The sequence below is a fragment of the Enterobacter nematophilus genome, from assembly GCF_026344075.1.
In the GTDB taxonomy this organism is placed as follows: domain Bacteria; phylum Pseudomonadota; class Gammaproteobacteria; order Enterobacterales; family Enterobacteriaceae; genus Enterobacter; species Enterobacter nematophilus.
Map to the genome: position 1 here is coordinate 47,349 of NZ_JAPKNE010000002.1, position 17,569 is coordinate 64,917.

21 protein-coding genes are annotated in these 17,569 nt (G+C 56.4%); 16 read left to right on the forward strand and 5 right to left on the reverse strand.

Features of this window, described 5'->3' with window-relative positions; all coding sequences use genetic code 11:
- Window positions 1-190 precede the first annotated feature (190 nt).
- From cvpA to hisP, 8 genes are all read left to right on the forward strand, one after another.
- Window positions 191-679, forward strand: coding sequence for a colicin V production protein (gene cvpA / locus OSH03_RS06985; RefSeq protein ID WP_000262116.1), 489 nt, complete (start codon window positions 191-193; stop codon window positions 677-679).
- Window positions 680-712: 33 nt separating this feature from the next.
- Window positions 713-2,230, forward strand: a complete 1,518-nt coding sequence (purF, locus tag OSH03_RS06990; RefSeq protein WP_014884664.1) for an amidophosphoribosyltransferase — start codon at window positions 713-715, stop codon at window positions 2,228-2,230.
- 88 nt (window positions 2,231-2,318) lie between these two features.
- Window positions 2,319-2,888, forward strand: a complete 570-nt coding sequence (locus tag OSH03_RS06995) for a UbiX family flavin prenyltransferase (RefSeq protein ID WP_266178679.1) — start codon at window positions 2,319-2,321, stop codon at window positions 2,886-2,888.
- 290 nt (window positions 2,889-3,178) lie between these two features.
- The gene (argT, locus tag OSH03_RS07000; RefSeq protein ID WP_253542864.1) at window positions 3,179-3,961 is read left to right on the forward strand and encodes a lysine/arginine/ornithine ABC transporter substrate-binding protein ArgT; all 783 of its coding nucleotides are present in this window, start codon (window positions 3,179-3,181) and stop codon (window positions 3,959-3,961) included.
- A 225-nt stretch (window positions 3,962-4,186) separates the two neighbouring features.
- Window positions 4,187-4,969 (forward strand): histidine ABC transporter substrate-binding protein HisJ, encoded by a 783-nt coding sequence (gene hisJ / locus OSH03_RS07005; RefSeq protein WP_028013955.1) that lies wholly within the window; start codon window positions 4,187-4,189, stop codon window positions 4,967-4,969.
- 87 nt (window positions 4,970-5,056) lie between these two features.
- Window positions 5,057-5,743, forward strand: a complete 687-nt coding sequence (locus tag OSH03_RS07010; protein ID WP_028013954.1) for a histidine ABC transporter permease HisQ — start codon at window positions 5,057-5,059, stop codon at window positions 5,741-5,743.
- Window positions 5,740-6,456 carry an ABC transporter permease gene (locus tag OSH03_RS07015; protein WP_028013953.1) on the forward strand — a complete coding sequence of 239 codons (717 nt, stop codon included), beginning with the start codon at window positions 5,740-5,742 and terminating at the stop codon, window positions 6,454-6,456. Before OSH03_RS07010 ends, OSH03_RS07015 begins: the two co-directional genes overlap by 4 nt.
- 8 nt (window positions 6,457-6,464) lie before the next feature.
- Window positions 6,465-7,238, forward strand: a complete 774-nt coding sequence (gene hisP, locus OSH03_RS07020) for a histidine ABC transporter ATP-binding protein HisP (protein WP_028016220.1) — start codon at window positions 6,465-6,467, stop codon at window positions 7,236-7,238.
- Between the two features lie 476 nt (window positions 7,239-7,714).
- Here hisP and OSH03_RS07025 read toward each other — a convergent pair whose 3' ends face one another.
- The 4 genes from OSH03_RS07025 to yfcG all read right to left on the reverse strand — a co-directional run bounded on the left by OSH03_RS07025 (window position 7,715) and on the right by yfcG (window position 10,249).
- Entirely contained in the window at window positions 7,715-8,224 is a 510-nt protein-coding gene (locus tag OSH03_RS07025; RefSeq protein WP_266178680.1) for a GNAT family N-acetyltransferase, read from the reverse strand.
- Between the two features lie 44 nt (window positions 8,225-8,268).
- Window positions 8,269-9,162, reverse strand: a complete 894-nt coding sequence (locus OSH03_RS07030; protein ID WP_047367995.1) for a TIGR01777 family oxidoreductase — start codon at window positions 9,160-9,162, stop codon at window positions 8,269-8,271.
- Between the two features lie 13 nt (window positions 9,163-9,175).
- Window positions 9,176-9,544, reverse strand: coding sequence for a dihydroneopterin triphosphate 2'-epimerase (gene folX, locus OSH03_RS07035; protein WP_028013950.1), 369 nt, complete (start codon window positions 9,542-9,544; stop codon window positions 9,176-9,178).
- A 75-nt stretch (window positions 9,545-9,619) separates the two neighbouring features.
- Window positions 9,620-10,249, reverse strand: a complete 630-nt coding sequence (gene yfcG, locus OSH03_RS07040; RefSeq protein ID WP_061097529.1) for a GSH-dependent disulfide bond oxidoreductase — start codon at window positions 10,247-10,249, stop codon at window positions 9,620-9,622.
- Between the two features lie 139 nt (window positions 10,250-10,388).
- Here yfcG and yfcF point away from each other — a divergent pair, with 139 nt between their 5' ends.
- Genes yfcF through yfcD form a run of 3 tightly spaced genes read left to right on the forward strand, consistent with a single transcriptional unit; the run spans window position 10,389 to window position 12,263 of the window.
- The gene (gene yfcF / locus OSH03_RS07045; protein ID WP_266178681.1) at window positions 10,389-11,033 is read left to right on the forward strand and encodes a glutathione transferase; all 645 of its coding nucleotides are present in this window, start codon (window positions 10,389-10,391) and stop codon (window positions 11,031-11,033) included.
- Window positions 11,034-11,089: 56 nt separating this feature from the next.
- Entirely contained in the window at window positions 11,090-11,641 is a 552-nt protein-coding gene (yfcE, locus tag OSH03_RS07050; protein WP_061097531.1) for a phosphodiesterase, read from the forward strand.
- 55 nt (window positions 11,642-11,696) lie between these two features.
- Window positions 11,697-12,263, forward strand: coding sequence for an NUDIX hydrolase YfcD (gene yfcD, locus OSH03_RS07055; RefSeq protein ID WP_006811396.1), 567 nt, complete (start codon window positions 11,697-11,699; stop codon window positions 12,261-12,263).
- 3 nt (window positions 12,264-12,266) lie between these two features.
- Here yfcD and OSH03_RS07060 read toward each other — a convergent pair whose 3' ends face one another.
- Window positions 12,267-13,286 carry a LacI family DNA-binding transcriptional regulator gene (locus OSH03_RS07060; RefSeq protein ID WP_028013946.1) on the reverse strand — a complete coding sequence of 340 codons (1,020 nt, stop codon included), beginning with the start codon at window positions 13,284-13,286 and terminating at the stop codon, window positions 12,267-12,269.
- A gap of 232 nt (window positions 13,287-13,518) precedes the next feature.
- Here OSH03_RS07060 and OSH03_RS07065 point away from each other — a divergent pair, with 232 nt between their 5' ends.
- The 5 genes from OSH03_RS07065 (at window position 13,519) to OSH03_RS07085 (ending at window position 17,501) form a co-directional block, all read left to right on the forward strand.
- Window positions 13,519-13,962: a PTS sugar transporter subunit IIA gene (locus OSH03_RS07065; RefSeq protein ID WP_266178682.1), complete on the forward strand. Its 444-nt coding sequence runs from the start codon at window positions 13,519-13,521 to the stop codon at window positions 13,960-13,962.
- A gap of 80 nt (window positions 13,963-14,042) precedes the next feature.
- Window positions 14,043-14,315: a PTS sugar transporter subunit IIB gene (locus OSH03_RS07070; RefSeq protein WP_041908914.1), complete on the forward strand. Its 273-nt coding sequence runs from the start codon at window positions 14,043-14,045 to the stop codon at window positions 14,313-14,315.
- A 21-nt stretch (window positions 14,316-14,336) separates the two neighbouring features.
- Window positions 14,337-15,728 (forward strand): PTS ascorbate transporter subunit IIC, encoded by a 1,392-nt coding sequence (locus tag OSH03_RS07075; RefSeq protein WP_266178683.1) that lies wholly within the window; start codon window positions 14,337-14,339, stop codon window positions 15,726-15,728.
- On the forward strand, window positions 15,725-16,555 hold the full coding sequence (locus OSH03_RS07080; protein WP_266178684.1) for a transketolase: 831 nt from the start codon (window positions 15,725-15,727) through the stop codon (window positions 16,553-16,555). The genes OSH03_RS07075 and OSH03_RS07080 overlap by 4 nt, the downstream gene beginning before the upstream one ends.
- Window positions 16,548-17,501: a transketolase family protein gene (locus OSH03_RS07085; RefSeq protein WP_061097536.1), complete on the forward strand. Its 954-nt coding sequence runs from the start codon at window positions 16,548-16,550 to the stop codon at window positions 17,499-17,501. Before OSH03_RS07080 ends, OSH03_RS07085 begins: the two co-directional genes overlap by 8 nt.
- The last annotated feature ends 68 nt before the right edge of the window (window positions 17,502-17,569 follow it).

Below are 17,569 nucleotides of genomic sequence, written 5' to 3' on the forward strand. Positions count from 1 at the left end.
GCGTTTGTATCATACGGCATCGTACAGTCCCCTCTCCCCTTTGGGGAGAGGGTTAGGGTGAGGGGCGTTGAACATTTTTTCAGCGCCTTTTTTATTTACGCGCGGGAAGGAAATCCCTACGCAAACGTTTTCTTTTTCTGTTAGAATTCGCCCCGAACTGGATGACAGGGCGTTTAATCGTGGGACACATATGGTCTGGATTGATTACGCCATCATTGCGGTGATTGGTTTTTCCTGTCTGGTTAGCCTGATCCGTGGCTTTGTTCGTGAAGCGTTATCGCTGGTAACCTGGGGTTGTGCTTTCTTTGTTGCCAGTCATTACTACACTTACCTGTCTGTCTGGTTCACGGGCTTTGAAGATGAACTGGTCCGAAATGGAATCGCCATCGCGGTGCTGTTTATCGCGACGCTGATTGTCGGCGCTATCGTGAATTACGTGATAGGTCAGCTGGTCGAGAAAACCGGTCTGTCAGGAACGGACAGGGTGCTCGGCATCTGTTTCGGGGCGTTGCGAGGCGTGCTGATTGTGGCCGCGATCCTGTTCTTCCTGGATACCTTCACCGGGTTCTCCAAAAGTGAAGACTGGCAGAAATCGCAGCTCATTCCAGAGTTCAGCTTCATCATCAGATGGTTCTTTGACTATCTGCAAAGCTCGTCGAGTTTTTTGCCCAGGGCATAAACCCTGAGATGTGGCTTAACGAGGAAAAGACGAATGTGCGGTATTGTCGGTATCGCCGGTTTCATGCCGGTAAACCAGTCGATTTATGACGCGTTAACGGTGCTTCAGCACCGTGGGCAGGATGCTGCGGGTATCATCACCATTGATGCAAACAACTGCTTCCGTTTACGTAAGGCCAATGGCCTGGTAAACGATGTGTTTGAAGCCCGCCATATGCAGCGTCTGCAAGGTAATATGGGGATCGGTCACGTTCGTTATCCTACTGCTGGCAGTTCCAGCGCCTCTGAGGCACAGCCTTTCTACGTCAACTCACCGTATGGCATCACGCTTGCCCATAACGGCAACCTGACCAACGCTCATGAGCTGCGTAAGAAGCTGTTCGAAGAGAAACGTCGCCACATTAACACCACCTCTGATTCAGAAATCCTGCTCAATGTGTTCGCCAGCGAGCTGGATAACTTCCGTCACTACCCGCTGGAAGCAGACAATATCTTCGCTGCCATTGCCGCGACCAACCGCCAGATCCGCGGCGCGTACGCCTGCGTGGCGATGATCATCGGTCACGGTATGGTCGCCTTCCGCGATCCAAACGGCATTCGTCCGCTGGTACTGGGCAAGCGCGACCTCGGCGATGGCCGTACCGAGTACATGGTTGCCTCTGAGAGCGTGGCGCTGGATACCCTGGGCTTCGAGTTCCTGCGCGACGTTGCGCCGGGCGAAGCGGTGTATATCACCGAGAAGGGCCAGCTGTTTACCCGTCAGTGTGCCGACAACCCGGTCAGCAACCCGTGCCTGTTTGAATACGTCTATTTCGCCCGTCCGGATTCCTTCATCGACAAGATCTCCGTCTACAGCGCGCGCGTGAACATGGGCACGAAGCTCGGCGAGAAGATTGCCCGCGAGTGGGACGATCTCGACATCGACGTGGTTATTCCTATCCCGGAAACCTCCTGCGATATCGCCCTGGAGATCGCCCGCATTCTGGACAAGCCGTACCGTCAGGGTTTCGTGAAGAACCGCTACGTTGGCCGCACCTTTATTATGCCGGGCCAGCATCTGCGCCGTAAGTCCGTGCGCCGCAAGCTGAACGCCAACCGCGCGGAATTCCGCGACAAGAACGTTTTGCTGGTGGATGACTCCATCGTTCGCGGCACCACCTCTGAGCAGATTATCGAGATGGCGCGCGAAGCGGGGGCGAAGAAAGTCTACCTGGCGTCTGCCGCGCCGGAAATTCGCTTCCCGAACGTGTACGGTATTGATATGCCAACCGCCAACGAGCTGATTGCTCACGGCCGTGAAGTGGACGAGATTCGTCAGATCATCGGTGCCGACGGCCTGATTTTCCAGGACCTGAACGATCTCATCGACGCGGTGCGCGCCGAGAATCCGGAAATTCAGCAGTTCGAATGCTCCGTGTTTAACGGCGTCTACGTGACGAAAGACGTTGACCAGCAGTACCTCGACTATCTTGATTCGCTGCGTAACGACGATGCGAAAGCCGTTCAGCTGCAAAACGATCTCGAAAGCTTAGAGATGCACAACGAAGGTTAATCTCTCCGCAGGTGAGGGCGCTCGCCCTCACTTGCAACTCCCCGCAAAATCCTGCACAGTCAGCCCAGAAATCAGCAAGGGCGAAATCATGAAACGACTCATTATAGGCATCAGCGGTGCCAGCGGCGCGATTTACGGCGTACGCCTGCTACAGGTTTTGCGTAACGTGGCAGAAGTGGAAACGCATCTGGTGATGAGCCAGGCGGCGCGGCAAACCCTCTCCCTTGAAACGGATCTCTCCCTGCGCGAAGTCCAGGCGCTGGCGGACGTGGTTCACGATGCGCGCGATATCGCCGCCAGCATCTCCTCAGGCTCGTTTAAAACCGCCGGCATGGTTATCCTGCCCTGTTCAATCAAAACGCTCTCCGGGATTGTGAATAGCTATACCGACACGCTGGTCACGCGCGCGGCGGACGTGGTGCTGAAGGAGCGCCGACCGCTGGTGCTCTGCGTGCGGGAAACGCCGCTGCATCTGGGCCATCTGCGTCTGATGACCCAGGCCGCCGAGCTGGGCGCGGTGATCATGCCGCCGGTGCCGGCGTTTTATCACCGGCCGCAGTCGCTGGACGATGTGATTAATCAGACGGTCAATCGCGTGCTGGATCAGTTTGACATCGACCTGCCCGAAGATCTCTTCACCCGCTGGCAGGGAGCCTGATTCTGTGCACAAATGCTGTGCATGAAAAGAGACGTTGCCCTGTTTCAGGGCAATTATGCAACGGCGATCATATCCTCGACATTTAATTCGCTTTTTCCCTTTTTCTCTTTCCGGTTCGTTCGGCAGACCTGCTATCTTTCACCATTAAGGCAATATCGCAACGTTTTATTAACATATTTAACGTCGAAGTTTTGACCAGACGGCAATGTGGCATAAGACCTGCAAGAGAAGCCTGCAACACAACACACAACACAATACATAATAAAATCACGGTACTTGAGGGTAAATGTATGAAGAAGACGGTTCTGGCTCTGTCTTTGCTGGTGGGGTTAAGTGCGGCAGCAGGTTGCTACGCAGCGCTTCCACAGACGGTTCGTATCGGTACAGACGCAACCTACGCGCCATTCTCTTCCAAGGATGCGAAAGGCGATTTCGTGGGGTTTGATATCGATCTGGGAAATGAAATGTGCAAACGTATGGAAGTGAAATGCACATGGGTGGGCAGCGACTTCGACGCGTTAATCCCGTCGCTGAAAGCCAAGAAAATCGACGCCATTATCTCTTCTCTCTCCATCACCGAAAAGCGTCAGCAGGAGATTGCCTTCTCTGACAAGCTCTACGCTGCGGATTCGCGTCTGATTGCCGCGAAAGGCTCCCCGATCCAGCCGACTATCGACTCGCTGAAAGGCAAGCATGTGGGCGTGCTCCAGGGCTCGACCCAGGAAGGTTACGCGAATGCCAACTGGCGCGAGAAGGGCGTCGACGTGGTGGCTTACCAAAACCAGGATCTGATCTACTCTGACCTGGCGGCAGGCCGTCTGGATGCCGCGTTCCAGGATGAAGTCGCCGCGAGCGAAGGCTTCCTGAAGCAGCCGGCCGGTAAAGACTACGCCTTTGCGGGTCCGTCCGTAAAAGACAAAAAATACTTTGGTGACGGTACCGGCATCGGCCTGCGCAAGGACGATAAAGAGCTGAAAGCCGCCTTTGACAAAGCGTTTGCCGAGCTGCGCAAAGACGGTACCTACGACAAACTGGCGAAGAAATACTTCGACTTCAACGTCTACGGTGACTAACGCATAACGGCGATGCACCAATATGGTGCTCCTGGGGTGCGAATGATTCAATATGGTGCAGTTTGTGCACCATATTGGGTCGCTATGTGCATACTTAAGCATTTATAATGCAAAAAATCCCGCCAGAAAGGCATTATTCTTTGCCTGACAGCGGGGATTAATGGCACATTAACCCCACCCCGTCGTCGTAAAAAACCGTATGTAGACAGTTTGTTGAGGACAAATATGAAAAAACTCGTGTTGTCACTATCCCTCGTGCTGGCCTTTTCCAGCGCCACCGCGGCATTCGCAGCCATTCCGCAGAAAATCCGTATTGGTACCGATCCAACCTATGCGCCGTTTGAATCGAAGAATTCGAAGGGTGAACTGGTGGGTTTTGACATCGATCTGGCCAATGAGCTGTGCAAACGCATCAAAGCGCAGTGTACTTATGTAGAGAACCCGCTGGATGCGCTGATCCCTTCCCTGAAAGCTAAAAAAATCGACGTGATTATGTCCTCGCTTTCCATTACCGAGAAACGTCAGCAGGAGATTGCCTTCACCGACAAGCTCTACGCGGCCGATTCACGTCTGGTAGTGGCGAAGTCTTCTGACATTCAACCGACACTCGAGTCGCTGAAGGGGAAACGCGTGGGCGTGCTGCAGGGCACCACGCAGGAAACCTACGGTAACGAACACTGGGCGCCGAAGGGGATCGAAATCGTTTCCTATCAGGGCCAGGAAAATATTTACGCAGACCTGACGGCTGGCCGTATTGATGCGGCATTCCAGGATGAAGTCGCGGCAAGCGAAGGCTTCCTGAAAACGCCGGTGGGTAAAGATTACAAGTTCGGCGGTCCGTCCATTAAGGACGAGAAGCTCTTTGGCGTGGGCACCGGTATGGGCCTGCGTAAAGAAGACAACGAACTGCGTGAGGCGCTGAACAAAGCGTTTGCTGAAATGCGCGCTGATGGTACCTACGACAAGCTGGCGAAAAAGTACTTTGATTTCAATGTGTACGGCGGCTAATCGCTCCGTCAAATAACGTGCGGCCCCTCCCGCTGCGGGAGGGGATAAGACACGGTTTACCACTCACGATACGACAGGGCTCGCGGTATGCTGTACGGATTTTCTGGCGTTATTTTACAGGGCGCGCTTGTCACCCTTGAGCTGGCCATCAGCTCCGTGGTGCTGGCGGTGCTGATAGGTCTGGCGGGCGCAGGGGCGAAGCTTTCGGCTAACAAACCGCTGGCGCTCATTTTCGAAGGCTATACCACGCTCATTCGCGGCGTACCCGATCTGGTACTGATGCTGCTTATCTTTTACGGTCTGCAGATTGCTCTGAACAGCGTGACGGATGCGATGGGCATGGGACAAATTGATATCGACCCGATGGTGGCCGGTATTATTACCCTCGGTTTTATCTACGGTGCCTACTTCACGGAAACCTTCCGTGGTGCTTACATGGCGGTCCCAAGAGGACACATTGAAGCGGCAACCGCATTTGGTTTTACCTCTTCACAAACGTTTCGCCGGATTATGTTCCCGGCCATGATGCGCTATGCGCTGCCGGGCATCGGTAACAACTGGCAGGTTATCCTCAAAGCGACGGCGCTGGTCTCGCTGCTCGGTCTTGAAGACGTCGTGAAAGCGACTCAGCTGGCGGGCAAGAGCACCTGGGAGCCGTTCTACTTTGCGGTGGTCTGCGGCGCGATCTATCTGGTCTTTACGACCGTCTCCAATGGTGTGCTGCTTCTGCTCGAACGTCGCTACTCCGTGGGTGTGAAGAGGGCTGACCTGTGATTGAGATTATTCAGGAATACTGGAAATCCCTGCTGTGGACGGATGGCTACCGCTTTACCGGCGTGGCGATTACGCTCTGGCTGCTGATTTCTTCCGTGGTGATGGGCGGCATTCTGGCGGTGTTTCTTGCCATCGGCCGCGTGTCGAACAACAAATTTATTCAGTTCCCGATCTGGCTGTTTACCTATGTGTTTCGCGGTACGCCGCTGTACGTGCAGTTGCTGGTGTTCTATTCGGGGATGTATACGCTGGAGATCGTAAAAGGCACGGAAATGCTGAACGCGTTCTTCCGCAGCGGCCTGAACTGTACGGTGCTGGCGCTAACGCTCAACACCTGCGCCTATACCACCGAGATTTTCGCCGGGGCCATTCGTTCCGTGCCGCACGGTGAGATCGAGGCGGCGCGCGCGTACGGCTTCTCCTCCGTGAAGCTTTACCGCTGCATTATTCTGCCGTCGGCGCTGCGTATTGCGCTACCGGCGTACAGCAACGAAGTGATTTTGATGCTGCACTCCACCGCGCTCGCCTTTACCGCCACGGTGCCGGACCTGCTCAAAATCGCGCGCGATATCAACTCCGCGACCTATCAGCCGTTTACCGCGTTTGGCATTGCGGCGGTGCTCTATTTAATTATCTCTTATGTTCTGATTAGCCTGTTCCGTAAGGCTGAAAAACGCTGGTTGCAGCATATAAAACCTTCTTCGACGCACTGAGAAAGATGATGGCTGAGAACAAATTAAACGTTATTGATTTGCACAAACGCTACGGCGAACATGAAGTGCTGAAAGGGGTGTCGCTGCAGGCGAATGCAGGCGACGTGATCAGTATCATCGGCTCATCCGGCTCGGGTAAGAGTACCTTCCTGCGCTGCATTAACTTCCTCGAAAAACCGAGCGAAGGCTCGATTGTGGTGAGCGGGCAGAATATTAACCTGGTCCGTGACAAAGACGGCCAGCTGAAGGTGGCGGATAAGAATCAGCTGCGCCTGCTGCGCACGCGCCTGACGATGGTGTTCCAGCACTTCAACCTCTGGAGCCACATGACGGTGCTGGAGAACGTGATGGAAGCGCCGGTTCAGGTGCTCGGCTTAAGCAAGCAGGAAGCCCGCGAGCGCGCGGTGAAATACCTGGCGAAAGTGGGCATCGACGAGCGCCAGCAGATGAAGTACCCGGTGCACCTCTCCGGCGGCCAGCAGCAGCGTGTCTCCATCGCCCGTGCGCTGGCGATGGAGCCGGAAGTGCTGCTGTTCGACGAACCGACCTCCGCGCTGGATCCGGAACTCGTCGGCGAAGTGCTGCGCATCATGCAGAAGCTGGCCGAAGAGGGCAAAACGATGGTGGTGGTGACGCACGAGATGGGCTTCGCCCGTAACGTCTCCAACCACGTGATTTTCCTGCATCAGGGGAAAATTGAAGAGCAGGGGCACCCCGATGAGGTGCTGGCGAACCCGCAAAGCCCGCGTTTGCAACAGTTCCTGAAAGGATCGTTGAAGTAATATTTCGACTTTCTCCCTCTCCCTTTGGGCTGAGGATTCCCCACAAATTAATGCTAGCACTGAACAATCCCCTCGCCCCTTTGGGGAGAGGGTTAGGGTGAGGGGGAACATACGGCTCCGGTGGTCATTCCGTTCACTTTATGTTCCTTGCTACTCTTTGATTCCTGTACCGGTGAACGTGCCAGGGCGGCTCAATCGCCACCGCCCTGGCGACCCGGGCTCCCGGCGGAAAATCGCCGCTTCGCGGTGCCCTCAGCTTATTCCTTCAGGCTATCGGGTCGGGCATGAGCCTGCAGGCCACGCCCTCTCGGCGCATCCTTGCGCCTCGCCCCGGCCTTACGGAAACGCTTCGGCGATTTACAGCCGGACCAGGGCGTCGCTGAAAGCTTTAACTCGCTCTGAAACGACCTTATTGCATCTGCTTATAAATTACTGGGGATTCCTCAGCTCTTTGGGAGAGGGCCGGGGTGAGGGCCTCAGGCTGCACCACATTCCAGGCGATACACCCAGTCGTCATACCGCACGCCGTCAATCTCATACGCCTTTTCCAGCACCTGCGTGCGCACAAACCCTGCTTTCTCCAGCACCCGCACAGACCCGCCGTTGTCCGCCAGCACGTACGCGTTAATCGCCCTCACGCGGGTCTGGTTAAACGCATAGTCACACACCGCGCGCAGCGCCTCGCTGGCGATGCCTTTCCCCTGCGCGGCAGGCACAACCGTGTAGCCGATGTCCGCCTCTTCACGATTCTCAGGGCTGATTTGCAGGCCGATATCGCCCAGCGGCGTATCGTTATCCCGAAAGCGGATCACGAAGACATGCTCCGCCATCAGGCGCGCGGCAAACACGCGTCGGGTCTCTTTTTCAGGCGCAATCGCGGCCATGTAGCGCATGATGTCGCGGTTTTCGCGCAGCGAGCGGAAGAACGCCCAGTCAGAGGGTTCGAAAGGGGTGAGATGAAGCCGGGGAGTGGTGATGGTTGCCATTGTTACGCCATTTCTTCGGAACATGGCGTATCACTGTAACATATTCAGCGCACCACATCCCCCAGCGCCTCTTCTAAGTCATACCAGCGGAACGCAAACCCGGCCGCTTCCAGGCGTTTTGGCAGCGCGCGCTGACCGCCAAGCACCAGCACGGACGCCTCGCCCATCAACAGGCGAATCGCCGTCGCAGGCACGCGTAAAATCGCCGGGCGGTGCAGGGCATGACCCAGCGCGTGGGCAAACTGTTCATTACGCACCGGATAAGGCGCAACCATGTTAAACGGCCCGCGCAGATCGTTATCCAGCAGCCAGATGATGCCGTTCACCATATCGTCGATATGGATCCAGGCCAGATACTGACGCCCGTTGCCGATCGGCCCGCCGAGCCCCAGCCTGAAGGGCGGAAGCATTTTGCCCAGAATGCCGCCTTTCGGCGCAAGCACCACGCCGGTACGCAGCAGGCAGACGCGGGTGTTATCGCTTTGCGCCGCGCAGGCGATGCGCTCCCATTGGGCGCAGAGTTTATGGGTGAACTCGTTGTGCGGCGGCTCTTCCTCGGTCACCACCACTTCGCCGAGATCGCCGTAATAGCCCGTCGCAGAACCTGAAATCAGCACCGACGGCGGGGTCTGGCTGTTGCGAATCAGTTCAACCAGCTTCTCGGTAATATTCCAGCGGCTGCTGCACAACCGCTGTTTCTGCTCTTCGGTCCAGCGCTTGTCGGCGATGGGTTCGCCCGCAAGGTTGATGACGGCGTCGAAGCCGTCCAGATTCTGCCGATCGGCCAGCCCTTTCCAGATATCGACACCCGCACCCAGCACCTGGCGCGCTTTCTCCGGGCTGCGGGTCACTACGGTAATGTCGTGATGCAGCGCCTGCAAACGCGCAATGAGATGGCGCCCAATCAGGCCTGTACCGCCGGTCAGCAGAATCTTCATATAACCTCCAGGTTTACGCCTGGCGTCGCCAGCTTAACGTCATGGAGACGGAGTCGGCATAGCGCAGGGCGTGAAGTTTATCGATCTCTACTTCAGCATAAGTGACCCAGTGATGATCGCGTGCGATATCGAGCACATCCTGAGTTAATTTCTCCAACAGCGAGAAGCGGTTGTTTTCCACGTACTGAATGATGTTTTTGGTTATCGTGCGGTAGTTCAGCGCGTCATTGATATCTTCGCTGGCCCGCGCTTTGTCTGCCGGGTAGTGGATCACCACGTTTATGACAATATCCTGACGGTTGGCAATCTCTTCCTCTTTGATACCAATGAACGTGCGCAAGCGTAAATTTTTTATACGAATAATAGCGTCGGGCTGTGACATTGCAGGTCTTCTCCGTGTCAGTATTTCCCGCCCATAATACATGAGAGCCTCGCAGGCACCCAGCCTCCTACAGGGTTAAATTTGCTGGATTTTTTGCATGGCGCGTTCGGTGGCCGGGCGGGTCCGGATACGCTCAAACCAGTTGTTCACCGCCGGGTAAGAGGCTAAGTCAATCCGGTGTTTTTCGTGCGTATTTACCCACGGCCAGCAGGCGATATCGGCGATGCTGTAATGGTCGCCCCCGAGCCACGGCGTTTTCTCCAGCCGCTGGTTCAGAACGCCGTAAAGACGCTGGGTTTCAACCTGATATCGCTCGATGGCATAAGGAATGGTCTGCGGCGCGAAGGCGGTGAAGTGGTGGTTCTGCCCCAGCATCGGCCCAAAGCCGCTTGACTGCCAGAAAAGCCACTGCAGAGTGTGGTGACGCTCGCGCAGTTCACCGCTCAGCAGTTTGCCGGTTTTCTCCGCCAGATAAAGCAAAATTTCACCGGATTCAAACAGGCTCAACGGCCTGCCTCCGTCCGCTGGCTGGCTATCAATAATGGCCGGAATTTTATTGTTCGGCGAGATAGCCAAAAACACAGGGTTGAACTGTTCGCCTTTGCTGATATCCACGCGGATGATTCTGTAATCCAGTTCGGCTTCTTCGAGAAAGAGGGTGATCTTATGGCCGTTTGGGGTAGGGGCGTAATAAAGGTCAATCATTCTCAACTCCTGTCAGTCGAATAGTGGTGCCATGACAAATGAGTATAGGTGGTGGTTGTAAATCGTGAGTTTTCATCAAGTGACAGCGACGCAAAGAGATTATATGTTGAGTAAAAACCGATCAGCCGATGAGGATGTTATGAACCAGCCCGTAATTACGTTGTGGTCCGATGCGAATTTCTTCTCTCCCTATGTTATGAGCGTTTACGTTGCGCTGGCCGAAAAGGGGCTCTCTTTTACGCTGAAGACCGTCGATCTCGACGGTGGTGAACACCTCAAACCCCAGTGGCAGGGTTACGACCTGACGCGACGCGTGCCGGTGCTGGAGATCGATGGCTTTGCGCTGAGCGAATCGTCGGCGATCGATGAATATCTGGAAGACCGCTTTGCGCCGCCGGAGTGGGAGCGCATCTATCCTCACGATCTGCAAAAGCGCGCCCGCGCGCGGCAGATCCAGGCGTGGCTGCGCAGCGACCTGGTGCCGATTCGCGTCGAGCGCTCCACGGATGTCGTATTTGCCGGTGTGAAAAAGCCCGCGCTCAGCGCAGAAGGCGTCGACAGCGCGCAAAAGCTGATTGAAACCGCCACCTCGCTGCTTGCCCACGGTAATCCGAACCTGTTCGGTGAATGGTGCATTGCCGATACCGATCTGGCGCTGATGCTGAACCGTTTGATCCTCAACGGCGATGAGGTGCCTCAACTGCTGGTGGATTATGCGGCGTTCCAGTGGCAGCGGGCCTCCGTACAGCGCTATGTGGCACTCTCCGCTAAGCGCGCGGGCTGATAAGCCCTGACGCTTCAGGTATGATAGGGGCAGTCTGTTTTCCCGAGGAGTGACTGATGAAACTGATGTTTGCGTCGGATATCCATGGATCGCTGCCCGCGACCGAGCGAGTGCTTTCTCTGTTTTCGCAAAGCGGGGCGCAATGGCTGGTGATTCTGGGGGATGTATTGAATCATGGTCCGCGCAATGCGCTGCCGGAAGGCTATGCCCCGGCGCAGGTGGCGGACAAGCTTAACCCGTTTGCCTCGCGCATTATCGCCGTTCGCGGCAACTGCGACAGCGAAGTGGATCAGATGCTGCTCCATTTTCCCATCACCGCGCCGTGGCAACAGGTGCTGCTGGAAAATAGCCGGCTGTTCCTGACGCATGGGCATCTTTTTAGCCCGGACAATCTCCCTGCGCTCGCGGCTGGCGATGTCCTGGTTTACGGTCATACTCATATTCCGGTTGCTGAAAAACGCGGTGAGATCTATCACTTTAACCCGGGGTCGGTCAGCATCCCGAAAGGCGGATATCCTGCGAGCTATGGCCTGCTGGATGGAAATACCCTGAGCGTTATCGCACTTAATGATCAGCAAGTTATTGCGCAGGTAGCGATTAATCCGTAAGTTACACCACAACTGCAAACGCGCCGAAAGAGCGCTTAGACGAGAAGGTTTCCCGATGGTGGAGCAGAATCATTTGGCAAGTACTGAATGGGTTGACATTGTCAGCGAAGAAAATGAAGTGATCGCGCAGGCGAGCCGCGAACAAATGCGTGCAGAGCGCCTGCGTCACCGTGCAACGTACATCGTTGTGCATGACGGCATGGGCAAGATTCTGGTCCAGCGCCGTACGGACACCAAAGATTTTCTTCCAGGCATGCTGGATGCCACCGCGGGCGGCGTCGTGCAGGCCGATGAAGTGCTGCTGGATTCCGCGCGTCGTGAAGCGGAAGAAGAGTTAGGTATCGCCGGAGTGCCGTTTGCCGAGCACGGGCAGTTCTATTTCGAAGACGAACATTGCCGCGTCTGGGGTGGACTGTTTAGCTGCGTGTCCCACGGGCCTTTCGCCCTGCAGGAAGAGGAAGTGAGCGAAGTCTGCTGGATGACGCCGGAAGAGATTACCGCCCGCTGCGACGAGTTCACGCCGGATTCGTTAAAAGCGCTGGCGCTGTGGATGACCCGCAACGCCAAAAACGAATCCGCTAAGCCGGAAAACAAAGCGGAAAAAGAGGAAGAGGCTGAGTAAGCCTTAACAGCTTTCCCGCAGGCACAGGCTGGACGCGATGGTTTTTTGGTCGCGCCAGTCTCCGTCATTCAGACGTTCCAGTAGCGCTTTTCCTGCCTCGATCCCAATCTTACGATGCGGTACCGCCATCGTCGTCAGCGGCGGCTGGCAAACGCGGCTTACGTCGCTATCGCCAAAGCCCACGACAGCCAGATCGTCCGGCACTTTAATGCGTCGACGCTGACATTCATACAGCGCGCCGCAGGCCAGCTCGTCTGATACGCACACCAGCGCATCCAGCTCCGGCCACGCCAGCAGGAACTCTGGCAGCTGTGCCGCGCCGGTCGAGAAGCTCGGCGGCATCGCCGCGTTAATCACCCGGTTCGGCGACAGATGATGGCGCAGCATCGCCTTGTACCAGCCCTGCAAATGCTGCTGGAAAATCCACTGCTCCTGGTTGGCGCACAGCAGGCCGATATTCTGGTAGCCGCGCCTGATCACCATTTCCGTCAGCTCGTACATGGCCGCCACGTTATCGATCCCGATATTCATATCGATCGGATCGGCGCGCATGGCACCCATCTCCATCACCGGAATCGAGGCGTTTTTCAGCCAGTGGCGAACGGTATCGGTGTGCTCGACGCTGAGCAAAATCGCGGCGGCGATATTCGACGCCAGCAGCGTTTCGAGCAGCTTCTCTTCCTGTTCAAGACGATGCTGGGACTCAGCCAGCATGATCTGGTATCCGGCGGGCTGCAGCACCTGCTGCAGGCCGGCAAACATCTCTGAACAACCGGCTTCGGAAAGGTTGGGGACAACCATCGCAATCGTCCATGACGACGCGGATGCCAGTGCGCTGGCGGCGAGATTGGGCATATAGCCCAGCTCCTGGACCGCGGCTTCAATTTTTTCACGCAGTTTATCGGAAACCTGTTCAGGCGTGCGGAGCGCACGGGAGACGGTCATCGTGCCGACTCCGGCAAGCTGTGCGACATCAGCGAGCGTGACTTTTCCGGTACTGCGCCGTTTTCGGGTTAAAGACATACACCTTCCTGCTGACCAGACGCGTTCTTTTTTCCTTCATTTCAGGTGACTGGCAGTATACGCCTTAAATCCCTTTTTTTGCTGTGATTTCACACGATGATGACAATTTGATAGCGCTATCACACTTCTGCATGTTAGTGATTGGTAGCGCTATCTTTGTGATCGCGATCGCAGTCAATGATTGATGGGTTGAATAAAGTTTGCCCATCTTTAGCGTTTGGCGGGAGGGAAAATGCTCAAAAAGTGGATATATGATACAACCATCACGCTGCAGGATAGCGTTGAAAGCTGGCCACAGGCGCTGGAGATATGCGCGAAACCGCTGCTGGATCTGCAGGTGATTGCACCGGAATACGTGACGGCAATCATTCAGCAGCATCATACGTTAGGACCCTATTATGTGCTGGCACCAGGGCTAGCCATGCCGCATGCGCGGCCGGAGGAAGGCGCCAAAGGACTGGGCTTGTCATTACTAAAACTAAAACAGGGCGTCTCGTTTGGTGCCGCAGAGTTTGACCCTGTCGATCTGATTATTATGCTTGCGGCACCGGATAAACATAGCCATATCGAAATGATATCCGCGCTCGCTGAATTATTTTCCAGCGACGAGGATATGGAAAAATTACATCAGGCGAATACCCTGGAGGACATTAAAACCATTATTGACCGCTTCTGATTTAATTCTTTAATCCGATTATTAACAACATTACGCGCCAGCGTGATGGGGCGTGCTCTACTCAAAATAAGGGGACAACAATGAAAATCATGGCTATTTGCGGTTCTGGCCTGGGCAGCAGTTTTATGGTCGAAATGAACATTAAAAAGGTGCTTAAAAAGCTGGACATTGAGGCCGAAGTTGAACACTCCGATCTCTCCTCCGCCACGCCGGGCGCGGCGGACCTGTTCGTGATGGCGAAAGACATTGCGGCCAGCGCCAGCGTGCCGGAAAGCCAGCTGGTGGTGATCAACAACATCATTGATATCAACGAACTCGAAGCGCAGCTGCGCGCCTGGTTCGACAGACAATAACCCTGATAAGGCGAGGTGGATATGTTTATCCTTGAAACGCTGAATTTCGTTGTCGATATTTTAAAAGTCCCTTCGATACTGGTGGGGTTAATTGCGTTAATTGGTCTGGTCGCGCAGAAAAAAGCGTTTTCTGATGTCGTAAAGGGCACAATTAAAACGATTCTCGGCTTTATTGTACTGGGCGGTGGCGCCACGGTGCTGGTGGGGTCGTTAAACCCGTTAGGCGGCATGTTTGAGCACGCTTTTAATATCCAGGGCATTATTCCAAACAATGAAGCGATAGTGTCGATAGCCCTGGAAAAATACGGCGCCTCGACCGCGCTGATCATGGCCTTCGGCATGGTGGCGAATATTGTCGTCGCGCGCTTTACCCGCCTGAAATACATCTTCCTGACCGGGCACCACACCTTCTACATGGCGTGCATGATTGGCGTGATCCTGACGGTAGCGGGCTTTGAAGGGGTGGGTCTGGTATTTACCGGCTCGCTGATCCTCGGCCTGATTATGGCCTTCTTCCCGGCCATTGCGCAGCGCTACATGAAGCGCATTACCGGCAACGATGAAATTGCTTTCGGCCACTTCGGGACGCTGGGCTACGTGCTGTCCGGCTGGATTGGCAGCAGGGTCGGCAAAGGCTCCCGCTCAACCGAAGAGATGAACCTGCCGAAGAACCTGAGCTTCCTGCGCGACTCTTCGATCTCCATCTCCCTGACCATGATGATTATCTACCTGATCATGGCGGTGAGCGCCGGACGCGAGTACGTCGAGGCGACCTTCAGCGGCGGCCAGAACTACCTGGTATACGCCATCATCATGGCGATCACCTTCGCGGCGGGCGTATTCATCATCCTGCAGGGCGTGCGTCTGATTCTGGCGGAAATCGTCCCAGCCTTTACCGGCTTCTCGGAAAAGCTGGTCCCGAACGCGCGTCCCGCGCTGGACTGCCCGGTGGTCTACCCGTATGCGCCAAACGCGGTGCTGATTGGCTTCCTGTTCAGCTTCCTGGGTGGGATTGTGGGGTTAATCATCTGCGGCCAGTTCAACTGGGTGCTGATCCTGCCGGGCGTGGTCCCGCACTTCTTCACCGGTGCGACGGCGGGCGTGTTCGGTAACGCCACCGGCGGACGCCGCGGGGCAATGATAGGCGCCTTCGCCAACGGCCTGCTGATCACCTTCCTGCCGGTTCTGCTGCTGCCGGTACTGGGCGCGATTGGCTTTGCTAACACCACCTTCTCGGATGCCGACTTCGGCGCGGTCGGGATTGTGCTGGGTAACCTGGCGCGCTTCCTGTCACCGCTCGCCATCACCGGGCTGGTTGTGGCGCTGTTCGCGCTGCTGGTGGCGTACAACCTCTTCGCGAAAAACAAACCTGCCGGCGGTAACGCGCAGGAAAATACCGGAGCCAAATCATGAATGAGAACGAGATAACTGAACTGGCGCGTCAGATCCGCCTTGAGACGCTGAAATCGCTAACGCAGCTGGGCTTTGGGCATTACGGCGGCAGCATGTCGGTGGTCGAAACCCTGGCCGTGCTGTACGGCGCGGTGATGAAGATCGACCCGGCGGATCCGGACTGGCCAGAGCGCGACTATTTTGTGCTTTCAAAGGGCCATGCGGGGCCGGCGCTCTACAGCACCCTGGCGATTAAGGGCTACTTCCCGATGGCGGAGCTGAGCACCCTGAACCAGAACGGCACGCGTCTGCCAAGCCACCCGGACCGCCTGAAAACGCGCGGCGTGGACGCCACCACCGGCTCGCTGGGGCAGGGGATCTCCATCGCTGGCGGCATGGCGCTGTCGCACAGGCTCGCAGGGCGACCGAATCGCGTCTTCTGCATCGTCGGCGACGGCGAGCTGAACGAGGGACAGTGCTGGGAGGCCTTCCAGTTTATCGCCCACCATCGCCTGAATAACCTGACGGTGTTCGTCGACTGGAACAAACAGCAGCTCGACGGCGAGCTGGACGAGATCGTCTGCGCGTTCGACCTGGAAGGGAAATTCCGCGCCTTTGGCTTTGACGTGGTGACGGTGAAGGGGGATGACGTTCCGGCGCTGCTGGAGGTGACCTCGAGGGTACCGGAGGCCGATGCGCGTCCGCGGGTGGTGATCCTCGACAGCGTTAAAGGGCAGGGGGTGCCGTACCTGGAACAGCTCAGCAACTCGCACCACCTGCGTTTGACCGCGGAGAGCAAAGCGGCCCTCAACGAGACGATTCGCCAACTGGAGGCTTCACATGATTAAGGTTGCACCGGCAGGACAGAAAGACGCCGTTGAGATGCGCAAGGTCTACGCGGGCTTCGTGGCAAAGCAGATTGAGGCCGGCAGCGAGATTATCGCCCTGGAAGCGGACCTGATGAGCTCAATGGCGATGGACGGCGTGGCGCGCGATTATCCGCAGCACGTGATTAACTGCGGCATTATGGAGGCCAACGTCATCGGCACCGCGGCGGGGCTGTCGCTCACCGGCCGTAAGCCGTTCGTGCACACCTTCACCGCGTTTGCCAGCCGCCGCTGCTTCGACCAGCTGTTTATGTCCCTGGACTACCAGCGCAACAACGTGAAGGTGATTGCCTCGGACGCGGGCGTGACGGCCTGCCACAACGGCGGGACGCACATGTCGTTCGAGGATATGGGCATCGTGCGCGGTCTGGCACATTCGGTGGTGCTGGAGGTGACCGACGCGGTGATGTTCGAGGACGTGCTGCGCCAGCTTATCGATCTGGAAGGCTTCTACTGGGTGCGGACCATTCGGAAACAGGCACCGAGCGTGTATGAACCGGGCTCAACCTTCACCATTGGCAAAGGCAACGTGCTGCGCGAAGGAAGCGATATCACGCTGATTGCCAACGGCATCATGGTGGCGGAAGCGCTGGAAGCGGCGCGCCAGCTTGAGCAGGAGGGGGTCAGCGCGGCGGTCATCGACATGTTTACCCTGAAGCCTATCGACAGAATGCTGGTGAAAAACTACGCCGAGAAAACCGGGCGCATCGTCACCTGCGAAAACCACAGCATTCACAACGGCCTCGGGTCAGCGGTGGCGGAAGTGCTGGTGGAAACCTGCCCGGTGCCGATGCGTCGCGTGGGCGTGAAGGAGCGTTACGGCCAGGTGGGGACGCAGGAGTTCCTGCAGAAGGAGTATGGCCTGACGGCGCACGATATTGTGTCGGCGGCGAGAGAGCTGCTGTAAATAAAAAAGGCGACCGGTTAAGTGGTCGCCTTTTTGTTGCCCGGTGGCGCTAGCGACACCGGGCTTTT